16 protein-coding genes are annotated in these 19,816 nt (G+C 35.2%); 3 read left to right on the forward strand and 13 right to left on the reverse strand.

The window, feature by feature from the left end; translation table 11 throughout:
• Nucleotides 1-875: 875 nt before the first annotated feature.
• The 8 genes from FD20_RS07975 to FD20_RS08010 all read right to left on the reverse strand — a co-directional run bounded on the left by FD20_RS07975 (nucleotide 876) and on the right by FD20_RS08010 (nucleotide 9,249).
• The gene (locus FD20_RS07975) at nucleotides 876-2,945 is read right to left on the reverse strand and encodes an LTA synthase family protein (protein ID WP_057737487.1); all 2,070 of its coding nucleotides are present in this window, start codon (nucleotides 2,943-2,945) and stop codon (nucleotides 876-878) included.
• A gap of 110 nt (nucleotides 2,946-3,055) precedes the next feature.
• Complete coding sequence (locus tag FD20_RS07980) at nucleotides 3,056-3,289, reverse strand: YkuJ family protein (RefSeq protein ID WP_057737489.1); 234 nt, start codon at nucleotides 3,287-3,289, stop codon at nucleotides 3,056-3,058.
• Between the two features lie 140 nt (nucleotides 3,290-3,429).
• Entirely contained in the window at nucleotides 3,430-4,467 is a 1,038-nt protein-coding gene (locus tag FD20_RS07985; RefSeq protein WP_057737490.1) for a lysylphosphatidylglycerol synthase transmembrane domain-containing protein, read from the reverse strand.
• Nucleotides 4,464-5,492 carry a glycosyltransferase family 4 protein gene (locus tag FD20_RS07990; RefSeq protein ID WP_057737492.1) on the reverse strand — a complete coding sequence of 343 codons (1,029 nt, stop codon included), beginning with the start codon at nucleotides 5,490-5,492 and terminating at the stop codon, nucleotides 4,464-4,466. The genes FD20_RS07985 and FD20_RS07990 overlap by 4 nt, the downstream gene beginning before the upstream one ends.
• Before the next feature lie 24 nt (nucleotides 5,493-5,516).
• Nucleotides 5,517-6,701, reverse strand: coding sequence for a glycosyltransferase family 4 protein (locus FD20_RS07995; protein WP_057737494.1), 1,185 nt, complete (start codon nucleotides 6,699-6,701; stop codon nucleotides 5,517-5,519).
• 209 nt (nucleotides 6,702-6,910) lie between these two features.
• Nucleotides 6,911-8,632, reverse strand: coding sequence for a phosphoenolpyruvate--protein phosphotransferase (gene ptsP, locus FD20_RS08000; RefSeq protein WP_057737496.1), 1,722 nt, complete (start codon nucleotides 8,630-8,632; stop codon nucleotides 6,911-6,913).
• On the reverse strand, nucleotides 8,632-8,898 hold the full coding sequence (locus tag FD20_RS08005) for a phosphocarrier protein HPr (RefSeq protein ID WP_034989766.1): 267 nt from the start codon (nucleotides 8,896-8,898) through the stop codon (nucleotides 8,632-8,634). The genes ptsP and FD20_RS08005 overlap by 1 nt, the downstream gene beginning before the upstream one ends.
• 156 nt (nucleotides 8,899-9,054) lie before the next feature.
• Nucleotides 9,055-9,249 (reverse strand): hypothetical protein, encoded by a 195-nt coding sequence (locus tag FD20_RS08010; protein ID WP_057737497.1) that lies wholly within the window; start codon nucleotides 9,247-9,249, stop codon nucleotides 9,055-9,057.
• Nucleotides 9,250-9,434: 185 nt separating this feature from the next.
• Here FD20_RS08010 and FD20_RS08015 point away from each other — a divergent pair, with 185 nt between their 5' ends.
• From FD20_RS08015 to FD20_RS08025, 3 genes are all read left to right on the forward strand, one after another.
• Nucleotides 9,435-11,636: an ATP-dependent Clp protease ATP-binding subunit gene (locus tag FD20_RS08015; protein ID WP_057737499.1), complete on the forward strand. Its 2,202-nt coding sequence runs from the start codon at nucleotides 9,435-9,437 to the stop codon at nucleotides 11,634-11,636.
• A gap of 228 nt (nucleotides 11,637-11,864) precedes the next feature.
• Nucleotides 11,865-12,149 (forward strand): DUF1827 family protein, encoded by a 285-nt coding sequence (locus tag FD20_RS08020; RefSeq protein ID WP_057737501.1) that lies wholly within the window; start codon nucleotides 11,865-11,867, stop codon nucleotides 12,147-12,149.
• An 89-nt stretch (nucleotides 12,150-12,238) separates the two neighbouring features.
• Entirely contained in the window at nucleotides 12,239-13,333 is a 1,095-nt protein-coding gene (locus FD20_RS08025) for a MucBP domain-containing protein (RefSeq protein ID WP_057737503.1), read from the forward strand.
• A gap of 126 nt (nucleotides 13,334-13,459) precedes the next feature.
• Here the strand turns inward: FD20_RS08025 and FD20_RS08030 are convergent, their stop codons facing one another.
• The 5 genes from FD20_RS08030 to FD20_RS08050 form a co-directional block, all read right to left on the reverse strand.
• Nucleotides 13,460-15,037 (reverse strand): peptide chain release factor 3, encoded by a 1,578-nt coding sequence (locus tag FD20_RS08030; protein ID WP_057737505.1) that lies wholly within the window; start codon nucleotides 15,035-15,037, stop codon nucleotides 13,460-13,462.
• An 84-nt stretch (nucleotides 15,038-15,121) separates the two neighbouring features.
• Entirely contained in the window at nucleotides 15,122-16,435 is a 1,314-nt protein-coding gene (locus FD20_RS08035) for a hemolysin family protein (protein WP_057737507.1), read from the reverse strand.
• 53 nt (nucleotides 16,436-16,488) lie between these two features.
• Nucleotides 16,489-17,940, reverse strand: coding sequence for an ATP-binding cassette domain-containing protein (locus FD20_RS08040; protein WP_057737509.1), 1,452 nt, complete (start codon nucleotides 17,938-17,940; stop codon nucleotides 16,489-16,491).
• 147 nt (nucleotides 17,941-18,087) lie between these two features.
• Nucleotides 18,088-18,477 carry a glycerol-3-phosphate cytidylyltransferase gene (tagD, locus tag FD20_RS08045; protein WP_057737511.1) on the reverse strand — a complete coding sequence of 130 codons (390 nt, stop codon included), beginning with the start codon at nucleotides 18,475-18,477 and terminating at the stop codon, nucleotides 18,088-18,090.
• 204 nt (nucleotides 18,478-18,681) lie between these two features.
• On the reverse strand, nucleotides 18,682-19,806 hold the full coding sequence (locus FD20_RS08050) for an AI-2E family transporter (RefSeq protein WP_057737513.1): 1,125 nt from the start codon (nucleotides 19,804-19,806) through the stop codon (nucleotides 18,682-18,684).
• Nucleotides 19,807-19,816: the final 10 nt, after the last annotated feature.

Below are 19,816 nucleotides of genomic sequence, written 5' to 3' on the forward strand. Positions count from 1 at the left end.
TTGTGACTCATTAATTTAAATACTAGCGAATTGACTTCGCAAATGTTTGCTCCTATACAAAATAGGAGACCCTACACATTTGATTTGTCGAAACTTTGTTCAGTTTTCAAAGGTCTACATAAGTTGCTTAACACAACTTCTTAAGTATATCATGTACTATGCTTACTGTCAATTCTTTTTTTGAATAAATATTCAGTTTCAAAGTATTTTATTCAATTAGCTAAGTACACATAAACTCCTGCGTTAATTGACTTAGAAAGAAACTTTCTATTTCCTCGCCTTAACGACAATAAATATAATACCAAGTATCATGGCTATGGTCAAGCCTTTTATCAAGGTTTTTTTTTATTTATTCAAACCCACATAATAATTCAGATTACCAAATTATTATTCGGATTTTGTTGATTTTTTGCCCTTAAATAGGCAGAACTAACTTCTATTAATTCAAAAACAATTTACAAAATTTCAAACTACTTCTATACAAATAATTTACTTATATCTCACCCCTAAAAGAAAGTGCATTACCAATCTTCCAAAAAATTCAATTTTTTTCAAACAAACTTTCCTTTTGCGTCTTTAAGCCACAACTTCTCTCCCAAGAGCTTATATCCGCTCCTTAATACTACAACACAGTTTCTCAATAGAAAAAGCCGTTATATCGATGACTATGCTAAACAACATGTGTTTAAAACTGTTTAACGCGTTAAATCTTCGTTATAAGATTCAATTTTCTGCTTATGTGGCTTTATCTACTGAATATAAAAAAGGTTTCTATTAGTAACCGAATTGAAGCAATTCCTAACAGAACCTTTAGTTTTAAATTATTTAAGCAATTCCGCAAGTTATTAACTTGCGCATTAAAAAGCCTCGATCAATCACTTGCTGTCATTTTTTAACTCTGGTGCATCCGTACTAAACAAATCTGTAGTGGATTTCCCACCATTCTGTTCGATTAAACTCTTTTTCTTCTTTTGAGCTTCTTTTAACTTTTTCATCCCATCACTATACTTATAACTGTAGTCAGATTTATTAACCTTCTTAAAATTAGCAGGTGTATAGAACCTTAATAAGTCACCCGTAACTATCTTATCTGATAATGACAAAACTTTATCTGTACGCTCTTGCTGACTGCTTACTTCTTGCTTTTGCTTTTTCGTCAGATTACTTATTTCTTTCCCAGTATTATCATACACTTTGCTGCCAATTTTGCTGAACGATGGTGAGACAAAGTCACCATCCCTAAATGCAACAGTCTGATTCCGATTAGACGCCAAGAGATCATTTCCAAGCTGAATAGTATCGTTGTTCTTAATACCTAAAAGATCCAACAATGTAGGCATTACATCAATCTCGCCCCCATAAGTATGATTCACCCCACCCTTTAATCCAGGCATATGAATCATAAAAGGCACTTTCTGGAACATTGCAAGATCATAACTCGTAACACTCTTCTTACCTAGCAGTTGACTGATAGCTTTTTTGTGGTTATTCGAAATACCATAATGGTCACCATAAACAACTATCATCGAATTGTTATATAACCCAGATTTTTTAAGATAGTTAATAAATTCCCCAAACGCTTGATCAAGATAATGGGCTGTTTGAACGTAACCATCTACCGTCTGATCACCTGTATTTGTTTTAGAGATAGTTTGGTTCATTTTGTCTAATTCATAAGGATAATGATTAGTAACAGTAATGATTTTAGCATAGAAGGGCTGCGGCAACTGTTCAAGATATTGAACAGACTGCTTCAAAAAAATCTTATCCTTTAAACCATAGCCAACGCTGTAGTTTGTTTTTTCTTTGAAATAATTATCATTAAAGAAGTACTGATAGCCCCATGACTTATAAGTATTATCACGATTCCAAAAGCTGCCAACATCACCATGCATAGCAGCAGTAGAATATCCTCGTTGGCTTAAAATTGCCGGCATTGCTTGAAATGTATTAGACGTTCCGTATGAAGTCATCACCGAGCCAGAAGGAAGTCCAAATAACGAATTTTCAAGCATAGTCTCAGCATCAGATGTCTTTCCTTGTCCAACTTGATTAAAAAAATTATCAAATGATAATGTACTACTATCACTGTAGAATTTATTTATATTTGGTGTGACTTCTTTTCCATCAACTTTATAATTAATAAGAAATTGTTGAAAACTTTCTAAGTGAAAAATAAAAACATTTTTACCTTTAGCCTTCCCATAATATGAGATATTTGGGGAAGTTCTATTGGTTTTCATAAAATTCAACACAGATTTCAAATCACTGCTGCTCGCATTGGCACGAGTCGAACTTTCTTTGTACGTCTGATATGCATTATATCCCGCATAAAAGTTTATCCCCAAATATTTGACAATATAGTTATTATCAAATGTTCTCGTCAATAACTGCGGTCTATTTTTTTCAGCTAAGGAAAGATTAATTCCAAACAAAACAACCGCTGCAACTGAAATCAATCCTGCTGTCCGAAACTTAATTTTGCGGTTATCAACTTTGATAATCTTAAAAATTAATAACAAACTAATAACAATAAAGTCAAAAAATATCAGAAAATCACTTGGATGTATGATTTCCATAATACTTAAACCCAAATTATTAGAAACTGAACCTGATGACTTTATTATACCTAAAGACAAAAAATCTGAAAATTCACGGTAGTATAATACATTAGCAAAAAGCCACATTGATTGAATCAGATCAATTATCATCATGATCCAATATGACTTTCGACCTCTAAAATAAAGTGCAACCCCCAATAATAACAGTCCAACAGGTATTGGATTGAGAATCAACAAAGCTTGTTGCATGCCGTCACTTACGCCGAGGTTGAACTTTGTTTGGTAAGTTATATAGGTCTTCAACCAAAACACCGCTATTAAAAACACAAAAAAAACACTTCGATTGTTCAAGGCATTTCTGATTTTCCTCAAGCCTGACGACATTTAACTACCTCCATTATCTAAAAACCCTTTTTCCCTTAACCATTATATATTGTTATACATACCATGAAAAACTTTTTGCATCTATCTTCAAAATTATTTAAGAATTACTCTTAGTCATTAAGCAGATCATACACTTCAATTGCGGCTAAATCTATATTATCGAATTCAAATTTTTGCTTATCTGGCAGTTCTTCCAAAACAAATGTTTGTGTTTCTGGATCAAAACTGACTATTCCCTTTTCTTTACCATCTTTTTCAAACCTTCTTGTTTGAATCTCTTGATTTTCATTTTTGATCATTGCATCCAACCTTGAGATTATTGCAATTAATTGTGAGCTTTCCATAAGGATACCCTCTTCCATATTTACTTTTAAATCCTATTATTAACCATTTTATTATACTCAATTCTATCAGACTAACATATAACATACACTATATAAATCTAAATTCAAGTTCTAAACAGCGTAATAAACACGAAAATTATTTAAACTTCATTCTCTTTGTTATTAGCTCTTATCATTTTTTTGGGTTTGATCACCAATGCAATCATTCCTAAAAACATCCCTAGATAGTAAGTAATTAAGCGCCATAGCAGCATCGCAAGAACAAGTTTGCTGGCATTTGATATAAAACTTGTAAAAATAATTGAAAAACTGTATTCTGCTCCTCCTGATCCGCCCGGAATCGGAAACAATGAAATTATCATTACAATTAAAACATGCATAGTGGTGACCATCAAAAAGTTTACATTTGTCACACCTAAGGCCAGTAGAATAAAAAAGGGAATAATGTAGTAAAAAAATAACTGTACAAGTGTCAACACACTGATTTTAACAAGTAGCTTCCAACTTCTTTTTAAGCGCAAACTCTCTTTGTAAAAATTATCTATTTTTTCATCAACTATCAGTTCCCATTTCAAATAGCGTTCTTCTTTGAAAAAAAACTTCAATGGCTTGAAAAAAAATTTGACCACTTTTTTCGTAAAATTATACCAATACATAATCAGTAAAAGACTGACAATTACTATAAAGTGAACAACGAAACCAAAAACAAAGAGCAATGATAAAACATGAATTTTCCCTGAGACATATTGAAACCCGATTATTAGTGAAATTATAAAGTTTATAACAACCATTGACTGGTACACGATAAATTTCATCAATAAAACAGAAGTTGCACGCCCAGCATCAATTCCCGACTGAAGCAAAGCAAATAATTGCGCGGGCTGCCCTCCAGAAGAAAAAGGGGTTATACCATTAAATAGCTGCTCAATCAAAGGAATTCTTATCGCATCATGCATAGAAAAAAGAGAACCTTCTCTTTTTAAAAGTACTCTGACAACTAAAGCCTCTAAAAAGAAAGATACCAGCATACTTATAACAGCCAAAAACAACCACTGCCATTTTAACTTAACAATATCCCCAACAAGCGATTTGAAAGAAATATTCCTAACAGAAAAAGCAAATATAGCCGTCCCAAAAACAAGCATCAATGCCAGTACAATTTTGTTATTTCTTGTCATCGCTTCACCATCTCAGTCTGCTTTTTGTAAAAGGAATACCATACTTGAGCCAGATAGTCTTCTGAATATTTCTTAGAAGCTTTGACTGCTTTTTCATGTAATTTTTTTAATTTTTCTTCATCTTCAGCCAACTTTTCGATACTGACTTTCATTTCATCCACATCACTTGCCGGCAAATAATAACCAGCAATAATAGAATTGTATAATTCTAAATCTCTAAGCACCACAGGTACTCCACAACTAAAAGCTTCGAGCACACTCATTGGAAACAACTCATTAAAGGAAGGAAGCAAAAAGACATCGGCTAAATTATAAAATTCATTCATTTTACCTCGTTCGACAATTCCAGGAAAAGATAAGTTAACTGGCGGATTGTCGACAACTTTCTTCAATTCACTATAGCCATCGGTTATTTTTCCAAAAGAAAAACCACCAACCCAAATAAATTGAATCTTAGGTAGACGACGAGCTAATTTAATAAAATCAGCTACACCTTTTCTTTCCTGAATTTGACCGGTCCCAACAATAACAAACTTACTTTCAGATATTCCTTTTTTTTTACGAAGTTCTATTTTTTCTTTCTTAGATAATTCAAAGAAGCTTTCTTTTGAAACGAAATTTGGAATATACGTTATCTTATCTTCGCGTATTCCATAACGCATTAAATCTTTAATAAAACTTGGATTTACGACAACCAGCTGATCCATCCGCTTATAAAAGGCAATAAGGTAATGAAAAAAGATCCATCTGAAAGGTTGCGGTATTTTAAGACTCCCATTCAATGTTTCAGGCAGAAAATGAACATACCCTATCTTTCTTCCTCTTTGTGGTAAAAAAGTCGAAAGATAAAATCTAAAATCTACTGTATGATAATGACTAATATCAGAACGCCCTAGCTTATTAATCTGCACATCAATATCATCTGCAAAATGTTTCTTTAACAATTGGACAAGTTCAGCGTAGGCACTCCCCACACCTTGACCTTTAACCTTAGTTGCAGAAGAAAACATGTGAACCTTCAACATAAAAAAACTCCTCAAAAATAAAAATTAACTGATTTCACCAGAATGACTAGTTTGGTTTTCCTTAGCATACGTTGTCTGACATTCTTTATACAACTGCAAAATTCGATCACCAAAATTATCAGCCGAAATATCATGCAATTTTGCTTGCTGTTTCCTTCTGTTGACGAATTTATCCTCGTTCACTAAGTAATCACAAACAATATCAATAAGTTCACTTTTATCACAAAAAGTAGCGCCGATCGCTGGATCATCTAACAATTGATCAGTATATGGACTGTGCGTCGCAATTACTTGCAAACCAGAAGCCAATGCCTCAATGTACGTCAACCCTTGTGACTCAGAAATAGAGGTCGAAACAAACAAATTTGCCATATGATAATAATGTGGAACATCCTCATTATCAACCTCACCGGTAAAAATAATATTATCCTGCAAATGTAATCTTTTAACTTGCTCAACCAAATCATTCTTTGCAGGGCCGTCTCCCACGATCAGTAGACGGACATTAGATACTTTTTGTATAATTTCAGGCATTGCAGCAATCAAGTTATTAATATTTTTCTCGTATGCCAGACGACTAACTGTCAGCAAAAGCGGTATCTGATCAGAAATTTCATATTTGGTACGCCAATTATCCGCTGCATCACGCCTTTGAAACTTAGCGATATTTACTCCAGTCGGTATTACCGAAATAGGTGCTTTTATTCCGTAGCCTTCAAGCGTGTTCAAGACTCGTTCACTCGGTGCTACGATTCCTGTCATATGATAGCAGAAAGACCGTGACATCTGTTTTACATGATATGGCCTCAATAATCTTCCCTTTGCTACATAGTGCAAATAATCTTCATACATTGTATGGTAAGTGTGAAGACACGGGATTTTTAAGTTTTTAGCAACAAACTTACCAATCCACCCCATTGAAAACTCCGTTTGGGTATGAACAATATCTAAATTTAGTTCCTTCGCAACTTGATAAGCCCGAAAAAGTCCCCTCACTGCAATTCTTCGATCAGTAAAGGAAATAAATGGAATGCTTTTAAACCTAAAAATATTACGTTCATAATGATTTGAATCCACCTTTGGATCCGTAGTTGTGAAAATATAGACATTATGTCCATGACTTTCTAATTGTTCTTTTAAAGTTTTGATAGAGGTAGCCACGCCGCTAACTTGTGGATAGTATGTATCCGTAAAAATACCAATGTTCACGAGCATCCCCCTTAGTGTGTTTATAGTCAACACTAATTATATTGTTTCTGGCACCGTTATGCAACGATTCATATACCGTTCTTATTAAAACACCGCAAATCTTAACAAAATTATTACTTAGTCTCCTATATTTACATTAAAACATATATCTACAAACAAAAAAGACTAAGACGCTTGGCCTTAGTCTTTATGATAGCAAAATTATACGTTTACTTCGTATACTGCTTAACTAATTCAATAACTTCTTCTGTTGTTTCACAATCATTGACAGCTTTTTCAGCTAATTCTTGCATCTTAGTCGTATCAATTTTTTTCATTAAGCTGCGCGTCTTCAAGATAGAAGTAGCACTCATTGAAAACTCATCTAATCCTAAACCAGCAAGAATAGGAACAGCTATCTGATCGCCAGCCATTTCACCACACATACCAGTCCATTTACCTTCTCTATGCGAAGAATCAATAATGTTTTTAACCAATCTCAAAATTGATGGATTATATGGTTGATATAGGTATGAGACCCTTTCGTTTCCACGATCGGCCGCCATTGAGTATTGAATCAAATCATTTGTTCCAATACTGAAGAAGTCAGAATATTTCGCCAGTTTATCAGCAATCATTGCAGCTGCAGGAATTTCCATCATCATACCAACTTCGATATCATTAGCGACAGAGACACCCTTTTTGATTAACTTTTCTTTTTCTTCTTCAAAAATAGCTTTAGCTTCTTTAAATTCTTTAACAGTCGCAATCATCGGAAACATAATTGCCAACGTCCCATAGTTGGAGGCACGCAACAATGCGCGCAACTGTGTACGGAAAATATCTTGGCGATCTAAACTAATTCTAATAGCACGGTACCCAAGAAAAGGATTCATTTCTTCTGGGAGAGGAAGATATGGCAGTTCTTTGTCACCACCGATATCCATCGTTCGAACAACAACCTGCTTACCATTCATACCTTCAACAGCCTGTTTATAAGCTTCAAACTGATCATCTTCGCTAGGCAATTCGCTTGCATCCATGTAAAGAAATTCAGAACGAAATAACCCTACGGCCTCTGCACCATTATCATTTGCACCTTCGACATCTTTTGGTGTTCCGATATTTGCTCCTAATGTAAAGTTCTTGCCATCTGCTGTAGTGGTTTTAGCATCTTTCAGCTCTTTCCACTCAGCTTTTTGTTTAGCAAATGCATCTGCTTTTTCAGCATAACTCTTCAATTCATCGCTTGATGGATCAACCAATGCATTTCCTTCTATCCCATCAATTATGACGGTTTGTCCTTCCGAGATAGTTGTTGTAGCTGAGCCAGATCCAACAATTGCAGGGATTTCCAAAGTCCTAGACATAATAGCCGAATGAGATGTTCTACCGCCGATATCAGTGATAAATCCCTTAACATACTTGCGGTCAAGCTGCGCTGTATCTGACGGGGTCAAATCATGCGCAACAATTACAACTTCTTCGTCAATTAATGCAGGATTAGGTAAAGTTACACCTAAAAGATGACTTAATACTCGTTTTGTAACATCGCGAATATCACCAGCACGTTCCTGCATATAAGCATTGTCCGTCATGCCTTCGAACATCGCGATGAATGTATCTGTAACATCCTTTAAAGCTTTTTCTGCATTTACTTTTTCGTCTCTGATCTTATTATTAATGTTCCCCATTAATTCAGGATCTGAAAGAATAGTCAAATGAGCTTCGAAAACTTCTGCTTCCTCAGCACCAAGGTTTGCTGCAGCTTTTTCTTTGATGATCTTCAGCTCATCTTTTGCAGCACTAACAGCCTTTTCAAGACGCTTAACTTCTGCTTCCGGATCATCAATGCTTGCTTCAGAAAATGATAAGTCGGGTTGTACAAGCATATAAGCTTTCGCAGCGGCTATCCCATCGCTAGCAGCAATCCCCTTTAACATTTTCGTCATTATTCAGCAAGTCCTTCCTTTTTCATTGCATCGCCAATTGCTGCGATAGCATCAGCTTCATCGGCACCATCTGCTGCAATTGTCACATCAGCATTTTGACCAACACCTAAAGACATGACACCCATAATTGATTTCAAGTTAACTGATTTATCCTTATAAGTTAAAGTGATATCAGCATTGTACTTACTTGCAGCTTGTACTAATAACGTAGCTGGACGAGCATGAATACCTGTTTCTGCAATAATGTGAAATTCTTTCTTTTCCATAATAGATCGTACCCCTTTGCTATATATAAATGTTTATTTAAGGACCATCTCGCTAAACAATGTTTTTCAAGAACGCGTTTTCATTATTTAATGCGACATTATCCTCACTAGGGTAAATGTTAGCATGAATTAAATTGCAAAACAAGTATTTTTGAATCATTCCTTTGTATGCTTGTCTTCTCGCTTATATATCACATTTCCACCCCTTTGAGCACTTCCAACAACATTTTTCCGATGTTGAAAATCCATGAAAATATCTTGAAAATCCATAAATTCTTTCGGTGTTATTTCAAAACTTTCAATTTGGCCATTCATTAACTGTTCTAATAATTCCTGATAGTTTTTTTGCATTGCTCTACTCCTTAATTTCAATAGCACTTCCTGTAATATAGTAACTAAAAAAAACTTGTAATACAACTACAAGCCAAATAAGCATTCTACTTGCGCTTTTTAGTCTGACTATGTATACTGTTCTCGAAAGGTCAAAGATAGTCAAATTGACCTTTATCCGATAATGAAAGGTCGTGATTAGTACTATGTTATGTCAAAATTGTCATCAAAATCCTGCTACTATCCATTTATCGACTAGTATTAATGGACGTCAAACTTCGATCGATCTCTGTCAAAACTGTTATCGCGCTATAAAGGAAAGGAATCAACAACAAAACAATTCCAATATGACGTCAGATCCCTTTGGCTTTGGAAGTTTAGATGATATTTTTCGTACAATGAGTAATGAAAATACTGACCCGCAATATCAAGGACCTTCTAAAGGTTCACGCCCAAGTCCTGGAGGCACAGGCCGCGGAAATGGAAACGGCGGTATTATTGGACAATATGGATTAGATTTGACTGCTGAAGCAAAAAATAATCGTATTGATCCAGTTATTGGGCGCGATAAAGAAATTGCGCGTGTCATTGAAATACTAAATAGACGTACTAAAAATAATCCAGTTTTAATAGGTGAAGCAGGTGTTGGTAAGACTGCTGTCGTTGAAGGGCTGGCCCAAAAAATCGTTGATGGTGACGTACCACAAAAGCTGCTTGATAAAAAAGTCGTCCGCCTTGATGTTGTTTCTTTGGTTCAAGGTACTGGGATACGCGGTCAATTTGAACAACGTATGCAACAGTTAATGGACGAATTAAAGCAACAGAAAAATACTATTCTTTTTATAGACGAAATTCATGAAATTGTTGGTGCGGGAAACGCTGAAGGCGGTATGGATGCAGGAAACGTCCTTAAACCTGCTTTGGCCCGTGGCGAATTGCAGTTGGTTGGCGCAACTACTTTAAATGAATATCGTGCAATTGAAAAGGATGCAGCGCTAGCACGCAGACTTCAACCTGTTCAAGTAAATGAACCAAGTATTGAAGAAACCATCAAAATTTTAAAGGGAATTCAAGGAAAATACGAGAGTTATCATCATGTTAAATACACTGATGAAGCAATTATTGCAGCTGCTAAACTCTCAAATCGTTACATCCAAGACCGTTTTTTGCCTGATAAAGCAATTGATTTGTTGGACGAATCTGGATCAAAAAAGAATCTAACTATTCAATCAGTTGATCCGAAAGTCGTTGCCGGCAAAATTGCTAATGCTGAAAAACAAAAACAAGAAGCTTTAAAAAACGAAGATTATGAAAAAGCTGCTTATTACCGTGATCAAGTTAATCGATTCAACAAGCTTAAAGATTCAAATGTTGATGAAAGCAATGTTCCAGTCGTAACTGATAAAGATATGGAAAAAATCATTGAAGAAAAAACAAAAATTCCTGTTGGCGAGTTAAAAACTAAAGAAAAACAGCAATTAAGAGATTTGTCTGATTCACTTGAAGCACATGTCATTGGGCAAGACGAAGCTGTCAACAAAGTCGCTCGTTCTATCAGGCGTAACCGGATTGGCTTCAACAAATCCGGCCGACCAATCGGTTCATTTTTGTTTGTTGGACCTACAGGCGTTGGCAAAACCGAAACTGCTAAACAATTGGCAAAAGAGTTATTTGGGACAACAGAAGCAATGATCAGGTTCGATATGAGTGAATATATGGAGAAACATTCCGTCTCTAAATTAATTGGTTCACCTCCGGGTTACGTTGGTTACGAGGAAGCTGGTCAATTAACAGAGAAAGTTCGTCGTAATCCTTACAGTTTGATTTTATTAGATGAAGTTGAAAAAGCCCATCCAGATGTAATGCATATGTTCTTACAAATTTTAGATGATGGACGCCTTACCGATTCACAAGGTCGAACTGTCAGTTTTAAAGATACTATCATCATTATGACATCGAATGCTGGAAGCGGTGATGCAGTTGCAAGTGTTGGCTTTGGTGCCGCATCATCCGGTAAGACTCATTCAGTGATTGATAAGCTTTCTAAGTATTTCAAGCCTGAATTTTTAAACCGTTTCGATGATATTGTTGAATTCAATCCATTAACCAAAAACGATCTTGTCTCGATCGTTTCATTAATGCTTGATGACGTTAATGATATGCTGGCACAGCAAAGCTTGACAATCTCCGTTACTCCAGAAGTTAAAACAAAACTAGTAGATATGGGATATAATCCACAAATGGGGGCACGTCCTTTGCGCCGTGTTATTCAAGAACAAATTGAGGACAAAGTTGCTGACTATTATCTTGATCATCCAAACGTAAAGGATTTTAAAGCTCTGCTTCAGAATGACAACATAGTGGTTTCTTCTTCTCAGGCTGCTTCTTCTACGTCTGAAACTAAGTAATAGAATATTTTGAGCTTTTATGGGGCTGCGACAAAACAACTGTTTTGCCTCAGTCCTATTATTTTCTTAAAATATCCATGCTTTGTTGTATCCCAATATTATTTGTTTCAATTTTCATTTAATAGGTTTATATTAGGAATGGACTAGTGAGGTGTACTTGTTACTTTCGAACACCATTAAAAGTTACACTTTCATACAATGTATTTGCAAAGATGAGGAGGAATTTATATGCACTTAGTTGATGTTAGCAACAGTTACTCAAGAAAAATTCAAAAAGAATTGGCACAGTCTTCTACTCATTTTATAAAGATCTATACTCTCGGCGGCACAAGGATTGTTTATAAAAAAAATCAACAAAAAGAGGAATTAGTTCTCTCCAACAAGGTTCGCAAAGTTACAAACGAAGAGATCGATTTTACTTTAGCAAAATTAACTAATTTAACGAGACAAGATGTTGATATCACTAAAACAAGAGATTTAGTTGAGATCATTATTAATGATTATTCAAACTAGATTTTACAAAATTGCAGTTCATGCTGTTAATAGTCAGCAAAGACGATTATAATTTATATATTCAATAAATTATCAAGGTGGTGTTATTATTGTCCTTTTCTGACCTCTTTAAACGCTTAATTACTAGAAATCCTCTTCGTAAAAACAGACATCACAAGAGGTCTTTAGAATTTATTCAAAAAGATGAAAGTACCGCGTCTCGTTCTGTAAAACCTCAGTTGACCGTGGAAGCGACATCAAAAGAAGAGGTTGTCCGTCAGAAACCGATAAGAATTGCACCTCAAAATAACATAACACGTCAAAATGCCTTGCTTTTAGTGGTTTATCAAGATCAGCAAAACAATCTTCTTTTTCCTTCACAAATAATTAGCGGTACACTCGGAGAAAAGTTAAGATTACAATTTAAAAAACTTCCTGACTATAATTTGGTTAGAATCAAGGGCTTTACCAGTTATTTTGCATCACATTATAGCATCATTACCCTAACCTACAGTAAAAAGGATGCTGGTTTGATTTGGATAATCTGTCGCGATATAGACACTAATTTTTTCTTAGTGGAACCACAGGTGATCAAGGGCAAAGTTAGCGAACCATTCCAGATATTTTCACCCTCTCTTACCAATTACAATTTATTTCGTGTCTCAGGTAAACTACGTGGTAATTTTTCATACAACCAGAGCTTTGTTACTTTTTACTATCGTCAAAGTAAATGGAAGAATGTTGAAAAGACTGAGCTTTATTTAAAAATGCTAGCACCTGTTGCAAGTTATGAGGAACCTCAAGGAAAAAAATTAGATATTTCTTTTGCATTGAATACTGTTTGGCGTACTTTTTCATCAATCACTATGGACAATGATGATCTTTGGTACTGTCTCGGTGGAGCGATTTGGATTAAGTTTGACTCTAAAAAAATGGCCTACTCCAATAAAAGAGAAACATTTTCTCTGTTGTCATCAAACACAAAAAAACAGATTCGCCGTTTCAAGAAATCAAGGGAAGCTTCAATTGATTTTATACCAAATAAAGAGGTCGCTGTCTACGACTTGCCGTTTGGTCATAAAAACGGTCTTCTTAAAGACAGGACCAAGGTTTCTGTTACTGCCCGAACCTTAAATGACGATGTTATATGGTTCGAACTTGCACAAGGTGTTTGGATCCCGCGTCAATATCTAAAATTTAACTGAATTAACTGTAATATTGTCTTTTTATAGTTATATTGCAAAGAGAAAGAAGGAGTTGCACTCAAACGCAAGTTTGGGTACAACTCCTTCTTTCTCTTTGTGTGCTTTATAGTTTATCTATCTCTAATCTTATAATTTAGCAGTTAGTTTAACATCTGGATACTTATCTTGGAACCATCTCTCTGAAAATTCATTTTCAAATAAGAATAAAGGCTGCCCTTGACGATCTTTAACCAACAAATTACGTGAAGTCGACATTTTTTCATCTAATTGATCCGGTTCGATCCAACGAGCTATTTTTTTGCCCATCGGAGTCATTACAACTTCAGAATGATATTCATTTAACATTCTAAATTGGAAAACCTCAAATTGCAGTTGCCCAACAGCCCCGAGAACGTAGTCCCCCGTGCTGTAGCTTTTATACAATTGAATGGCTCCTTCTTGAACTAACTGATCTATTCCCTTATGGAAAGATTTTTGTTTCATAACATTTTTGGCAGTAACTTTGACAAAAATTTCAGGTGTAAATTGTGGTAATTTTTCAAACTGAATTGCTTTTTTACCACTATAAATTGTGTCACCAATTTGAAAATTTCCCGTGTCGTATAAACCAATAATATCTCCTGCCACCGCGTAGTCCAGAGTTTCTCGAGTATCGGCCATGAATTGTGTAGAATTGGATAGTCGCATTTTCTTACTTCCACGTGCCAACATAACATCCATTCCACGCTCAAATTTTCCAGAACAAATTCTAACAAATGCAATTCGATCACGATGATTAGGATTCATATTTGCCTGAATTTTGAACACAAAACCAGAAAAAACATCATCAACTGGTTTAACAATATCATTCGTTTCCGTTCGATGCTCATTTGGACTAGGTGCAAACTGAAGATAAGCATCTAAAAATGTTTTTACTCCAAAGTTAGTTAGCGCTGAACCAAAAAATACAGGAGTCTGTTTACCTGAACTTATTTTTTTAGTATCAAAATTATTTCCAGCATCCTTTAATAGCTCTACTTCACCCAACACCTGCTGATAAATACTCTCTTCTTTTAATGGATGTTTGCCAATTATTTCACCATTGCCATCAAGTTTAACAAAACTTTCAGCTTTATCTTCGCGTCGATAAAGCTCAATTCGCTTATTAAAAATATCATAAATTCCCTTTAGCCCTTTTCCCATTCCGATAGGCCAGTTCATTGGATAGGCTTGAATCCCTAATACATCCTCAAGTTCAGTTACGAGATCCAAAGGTTCTCTTCCATCACGATCCATTTTGTTAATAAACGTAAAAATAGGTATTCCACGCATTTTACATACTTGAAATAGTTTTTTAGTCTGTGGTTCTATCCCTTTGGCCGAGTCAATTACCATAACTGCTGAATCCACTGCCATTAAGGTCCGATATGTATCTTCAGAAAAATCCTCATGTCCTGGTGTATCCAGAATATTGATTCTTTTACCAGCATAATCAAACTGCATTACTGAACTAGTAACTGAAATTCCACGTTTTTTCTCAATTTCCATCCAATCAGATTTAGCAAAACTACCAGACTTCTTCGCCTTGACTGTTCCTGCTTTGCGGACAACTCCTCCAAAAAGCAATAATTGTTCCGTTATTGTCGTTTTACCAGCATCAGGATGAGAGATAATGGCAAATGTTTTTCGTTTATCAACAGCATCAATCAGTTTTTCTTTTTCCATTTCAAACCTCTTTCTTACCCCAAATTCTACTTCTTTAAATCTAATTATATGAAATCATTCTGCACAACAAACAGTTTTTTTGTACTATTTATCAAATTCACGTATGTTTTTTTCTTTGCGGACATGTTCCATCACTAAAGGTGCTGGCAAAGTTACACGCACTTTCGTTATACGTGAATCATCAATAACTTCAGTCAACAGTATCACATGCTCATCCGTTTCAACTTTAACTTTTTCACCATCACTCGGTATGAAGCCCAATTTTGTTATTATATATCCAGCTATCGTATCAACTTCATTCACTACTAACGTTGTTCCAAACTCGCTATTAAAGTCATCAAGCGAAAGTCGTCCTTGCACAATAAACTCATTATCAGAAATCTTGTGATAGATCTGATCCGGTTGATCAGATTCATCATCTATTTCACCTACAATTTCCTCCAAAAGATCTTCCAAGGTAACTAAACCGACCACGCCGCCATACTCATCAAATAAAATAGCCATCTGATTTTGCGTTTTTTTCATCTCAAACATTACTTCATCAATCGTCATTGTTTCAGGTATAAATAAAGCAGGCTGCATTACACGCCTAATAGTAACGTGTTCAAAACCCTCTTTACGAGCTGTACGCAACACATTCTTTATATGCACTACACCTAAAATATTATCTTTATCTTCATTATACACAGGGACACGCGAGTAAGGCATTTGCAAAATAGCATCAATATTGCGATCGTTGTCATTTTGGATGTCAATCATAAAGGCATCAGTTCTGGCGACCATCACTTCACGTGCCATTTTCCCATGCATCGAAATGACTCCTTCGATCATTTCAAAGGCTTCATTATTTAGCTCCCCGTTTTCCTTTTCATGTTTGATCATATCAATAATTGTTTCCCAAGAAGCTTTAGTTAGCATTCCTGTTTCCCTCGTTTTAGCCATCAATTTCAAGTTGATTTTACTTAAAACCAATGCTAAAGGGTAAAAAAGCCCTCCGAAAATCACAGTTATGCGGTAAGTCCTCTGAAAAAATTTGGAAGGAAACTCTCCAATTATTTTTTGGGGTAATATGTGCACTAGCAAATACAACCCACAGGCCATGAAATAGTTGATGACAACAAAATATATTATGCCGTCCAACCGCATACTGTACAAGTCCAAACAACCAAGTGTAACAATCCCAACATCCATGATCACGAAGAAAAGAATTGCCAGTTTGATCGCACTGAAATACTTTGCAAACCGTTCAAACCTTTCAGGAGCCTCTTTCTTTATCTCATTACTAGTTTTTAACAGAGAAAAAGCCGTCACTGAACTTGATAAAACATATAAAACTGCTGATACTAAAACTATTAAAATTATTATCAGCCATCCTGCAGGGTCAGAATCTAAACTCATATCCGTTTTTGCTCCAATTCTAAAAATTAATCTTATTTAGTTAGCGCTGTTCATCATTTTGGAACTCTTATAATATCTCCAGATTTAAGTTGATTATCCGAACTCATATTATTTATTTCTTTGATTTTATCGGCAGTTGTCGCATACTTTTGTGCGAGTCCTTCCAAGGTATCACCGTCTGAAACATTAATAGTCTGTGTATTTTTTAGCATTGCTGCCTTGCTTTCACTTGAAGACTTTGCTGAACTTGCTGCACTTTCGCTTGATGCTTTGGATGAAGCTGCCGCTGAAGAAGCTGCTGCTTGTGATGATGAGACCTTAGCTTTCGAAGTTGATAGCGCCAGAGATTTGCTTTGATCTTCAGAAGATTTTTTTGTCTTGGATGACTTCTCCTGCTTGTTTTTTTCTGAAGCTGTCAGTGAAGCTTTGTTACCTCCAAAACCTGCAAAAATCTTATTCTCAATGCTAAACCACAAGCCACTTGCGATAAAGATTATTATTAAAACACCCAGTAAATATTTCAATTTACTGTTTTTGCTTTTTCCTTTATTCTGGTGATTTTTTTTCTCACTTGTCTTTCCTTCAGTACCACCATTCTCGTTATTTACAGGATCTGCACCGTGGTCTTTATAAAAAGCTTTTCGCATTCGCGGTTCATCCTTGCGTGTAAACCCATGTTTGAATTGTTCACTTTTGAATTCTTCATAAACAGAACTAACGTCAAAATTAAGGCGTTCTTTTTGCTTTTTTGCTAAATAATCATTTTTTTCAGGCAAAGTCAATGCTCGAAACCAGTTGATGTAATATTCAAATTGTTCTAAAACATCTTTTGTTGGTCCAAATCCTTGAACCTCACCGAATTGAAGCCACATAGTTCGTTCACAAAATCGCTCTATATTGAATACATTCGTATCCGCCACAATAAAAGAGACACCTATATCTTTAAGCGATTGAATTTTTTGTGCTGCTTTTATATAGAAGATATTATCTAAATTTCCCAAAACACTATCCAGCAATACTAATTTTGGAGTTGCAAAAAGAGTTATCCCCAAACTTAAACATGAATATGTGCCAATTGAATAATCACTTACAGGGCGATACAACCATTCTCCTAAATCTGTAAAGTTAATAATTGCATTAACTAGATGATTGGCTTTGATCTCATCAACCGAAGTTGCTGCAATGGCTTTTCGAATATTTTCCAGACCAGTCAGAGTTCCGTCCAAACCACGTTGTGCGCTTGCACGGTTGATTTTTCCATCGATCGTTATGAAACCAGTCGTCTGCTTGGTATTCCCCGCTAAAATATCAATCAATGCTTCTTTTCCTGAACCATTTGTTCCAATTATCCCAACTGCCTCACCTTCAACGATATCCAGTGAAACACCACGTAACTTCCAAAAGCTTTGTTTTTCATCAACAGGTAGTTTTGCTTTTGCAACATCTTTTTTCCCTAATACTAAAGGATCATTTTTAGTAATATACTTAATTTCCATTTTTCTCATATTATTCACCTAATATTTTGATTAAACCAAAAGAGTTTTCAGCTGACAATATCTTTAAACTAGAAAATACACAATTGTTAGCATAACAATAAAAATAGCCTCGGTTGACATAAAAATGTTACCAAAGCCAAACACACACCTATTTTTCTAGTTCATTCCTAAATCATCTTTTATTTTTGTAGTTGAAATGCCTTCTGTACGCGGCAAATAAACAACTTGACAATAATCTTCTAAAAAATCAAACTTGCCCTTCCAATCATCGCCCATTACAAACAGATCAATGTTGTATTTAATAACGTCATTTATTTTTTGGTCCCAATTTTCCTCGGGAATCACATCATCAACGTATCTAATTGCTTCCAGAATATACTTCCGATCTTCATATGAAGTATAGGCTTTCTTTCCCTTAATCGCGTTAAATTCGTCGGTCGAAACCCCAACTGTCAAATGGTCCCCCAAAGCAGCTGCTCGTTTTAACAATCTAACATGACCTTTATGCAACAAATCGAATGTTCCGTAAGTAATAACTCTCTTCATTTTTTCAACCTCATCGTTCAACTCGAAATTAAATTCCACATTAACAGCTGTGTCCCAGTTCAAAACTTACCGCTAAGTTTCCGCTACCTTTCTCGGCGACAGACTTGCTTCAAACGTCAACTGGGCTACACATCATTGCTTTTATAAACTTAGTATACAATAACATAGTTGCATAACACCGTCAATCAAGGGAAAAACCTGCTTCTATTTTTGTTCATGCTCATTTTCTAACCGATATATATCTACAAAATATTTAATAACAACCTTCAAAACAGCATACGTAGGTATTCCTAAAATCATCCCCATCAACCCCGCAATATTTCCAGCTACTAAAAGTAAAATAATGATTGTCAGCGGATGAATATCTAAACTCTTGCCAATAACATTAGGGTAAATGAGGTTGCCATCAACTTGCTGTACTATCACACAAACGACAATAACAGTGATAAGCATTTTAGGTGAAATAAAAATTGCTAGAATCAGGGCCGGCAATAACCCGATATATGGCCCAAGGTACGGAATTATATTGGTTGTTCCAGCTAGAACTCCTAGCAAAAATGCATAAGGCATTCCGATTGCCCAGTATCCAAGAAAAGTAAAAGTTGCAACAAAAGCACATTCAATGGCCTGCCCGCCAATATATTTCGAAATGGTATCTCCCATTTTTCCTAGTAAAACTTCTGTCTTATCGGCTGGTCGTTCAGGCAGCATTTTTTTGATGCTTGGAACCAGTCTGTGACCATCTTTCAACATATAAAAGAGCATAAATGGCACCGTTATCGCAGTTACAGTTATGCTAGTTATTGTTCCAATTATTGTTCCTAAACTAGTTGTAACGCTCCCCATAAAACTCTCCAATGATTTTTCGACTGCTTTTTCAAACCTTTCAATATAACTATGAACATTTAATTGTTTAATCCATTCATAGTGACTAAGATCAGCATAGTACTGATTAATAATTTCTTGCAATTTAGCTAGATATGTAGGTGTTTTAGCTATTAATTGTCCTATTTGAGAAATCAATAATGGAATCAAAAAAATCAATGCTAATGCAACTATACTGCCTAACAGAAGAAAAACGATAATGACTGCTAAAGTACGATTTATTTTAAATTTATTAATTCTGAATTTCATCAATATATTGACCAGCGGTCTAAAAAGATAATACAAAAACCCAGATATAATAACAGGTGTAAACAATGTCGATATAAACGTGCCTATTGGTTCGAATACAAAACCGATGTTCGAACATACCCAAACTAAAGATGCCAAGAGCAACAATTCAACCGTCCAAAATAAAATTCTTGATTTTTTAAAAGTTTCAAACATGCACATAACC

Source organism: Liquorilactobacillus uvarum DSM 19971 (genome assembly GCF_001434935.1).
Taxonomy (GTDB): domain Bacteria; phylum Bacillota; class Bacilli; order Lactobacillales; family Lactobacillaceae; genus Liquorilactobacillus; species Liquorilactobacillus uvarum.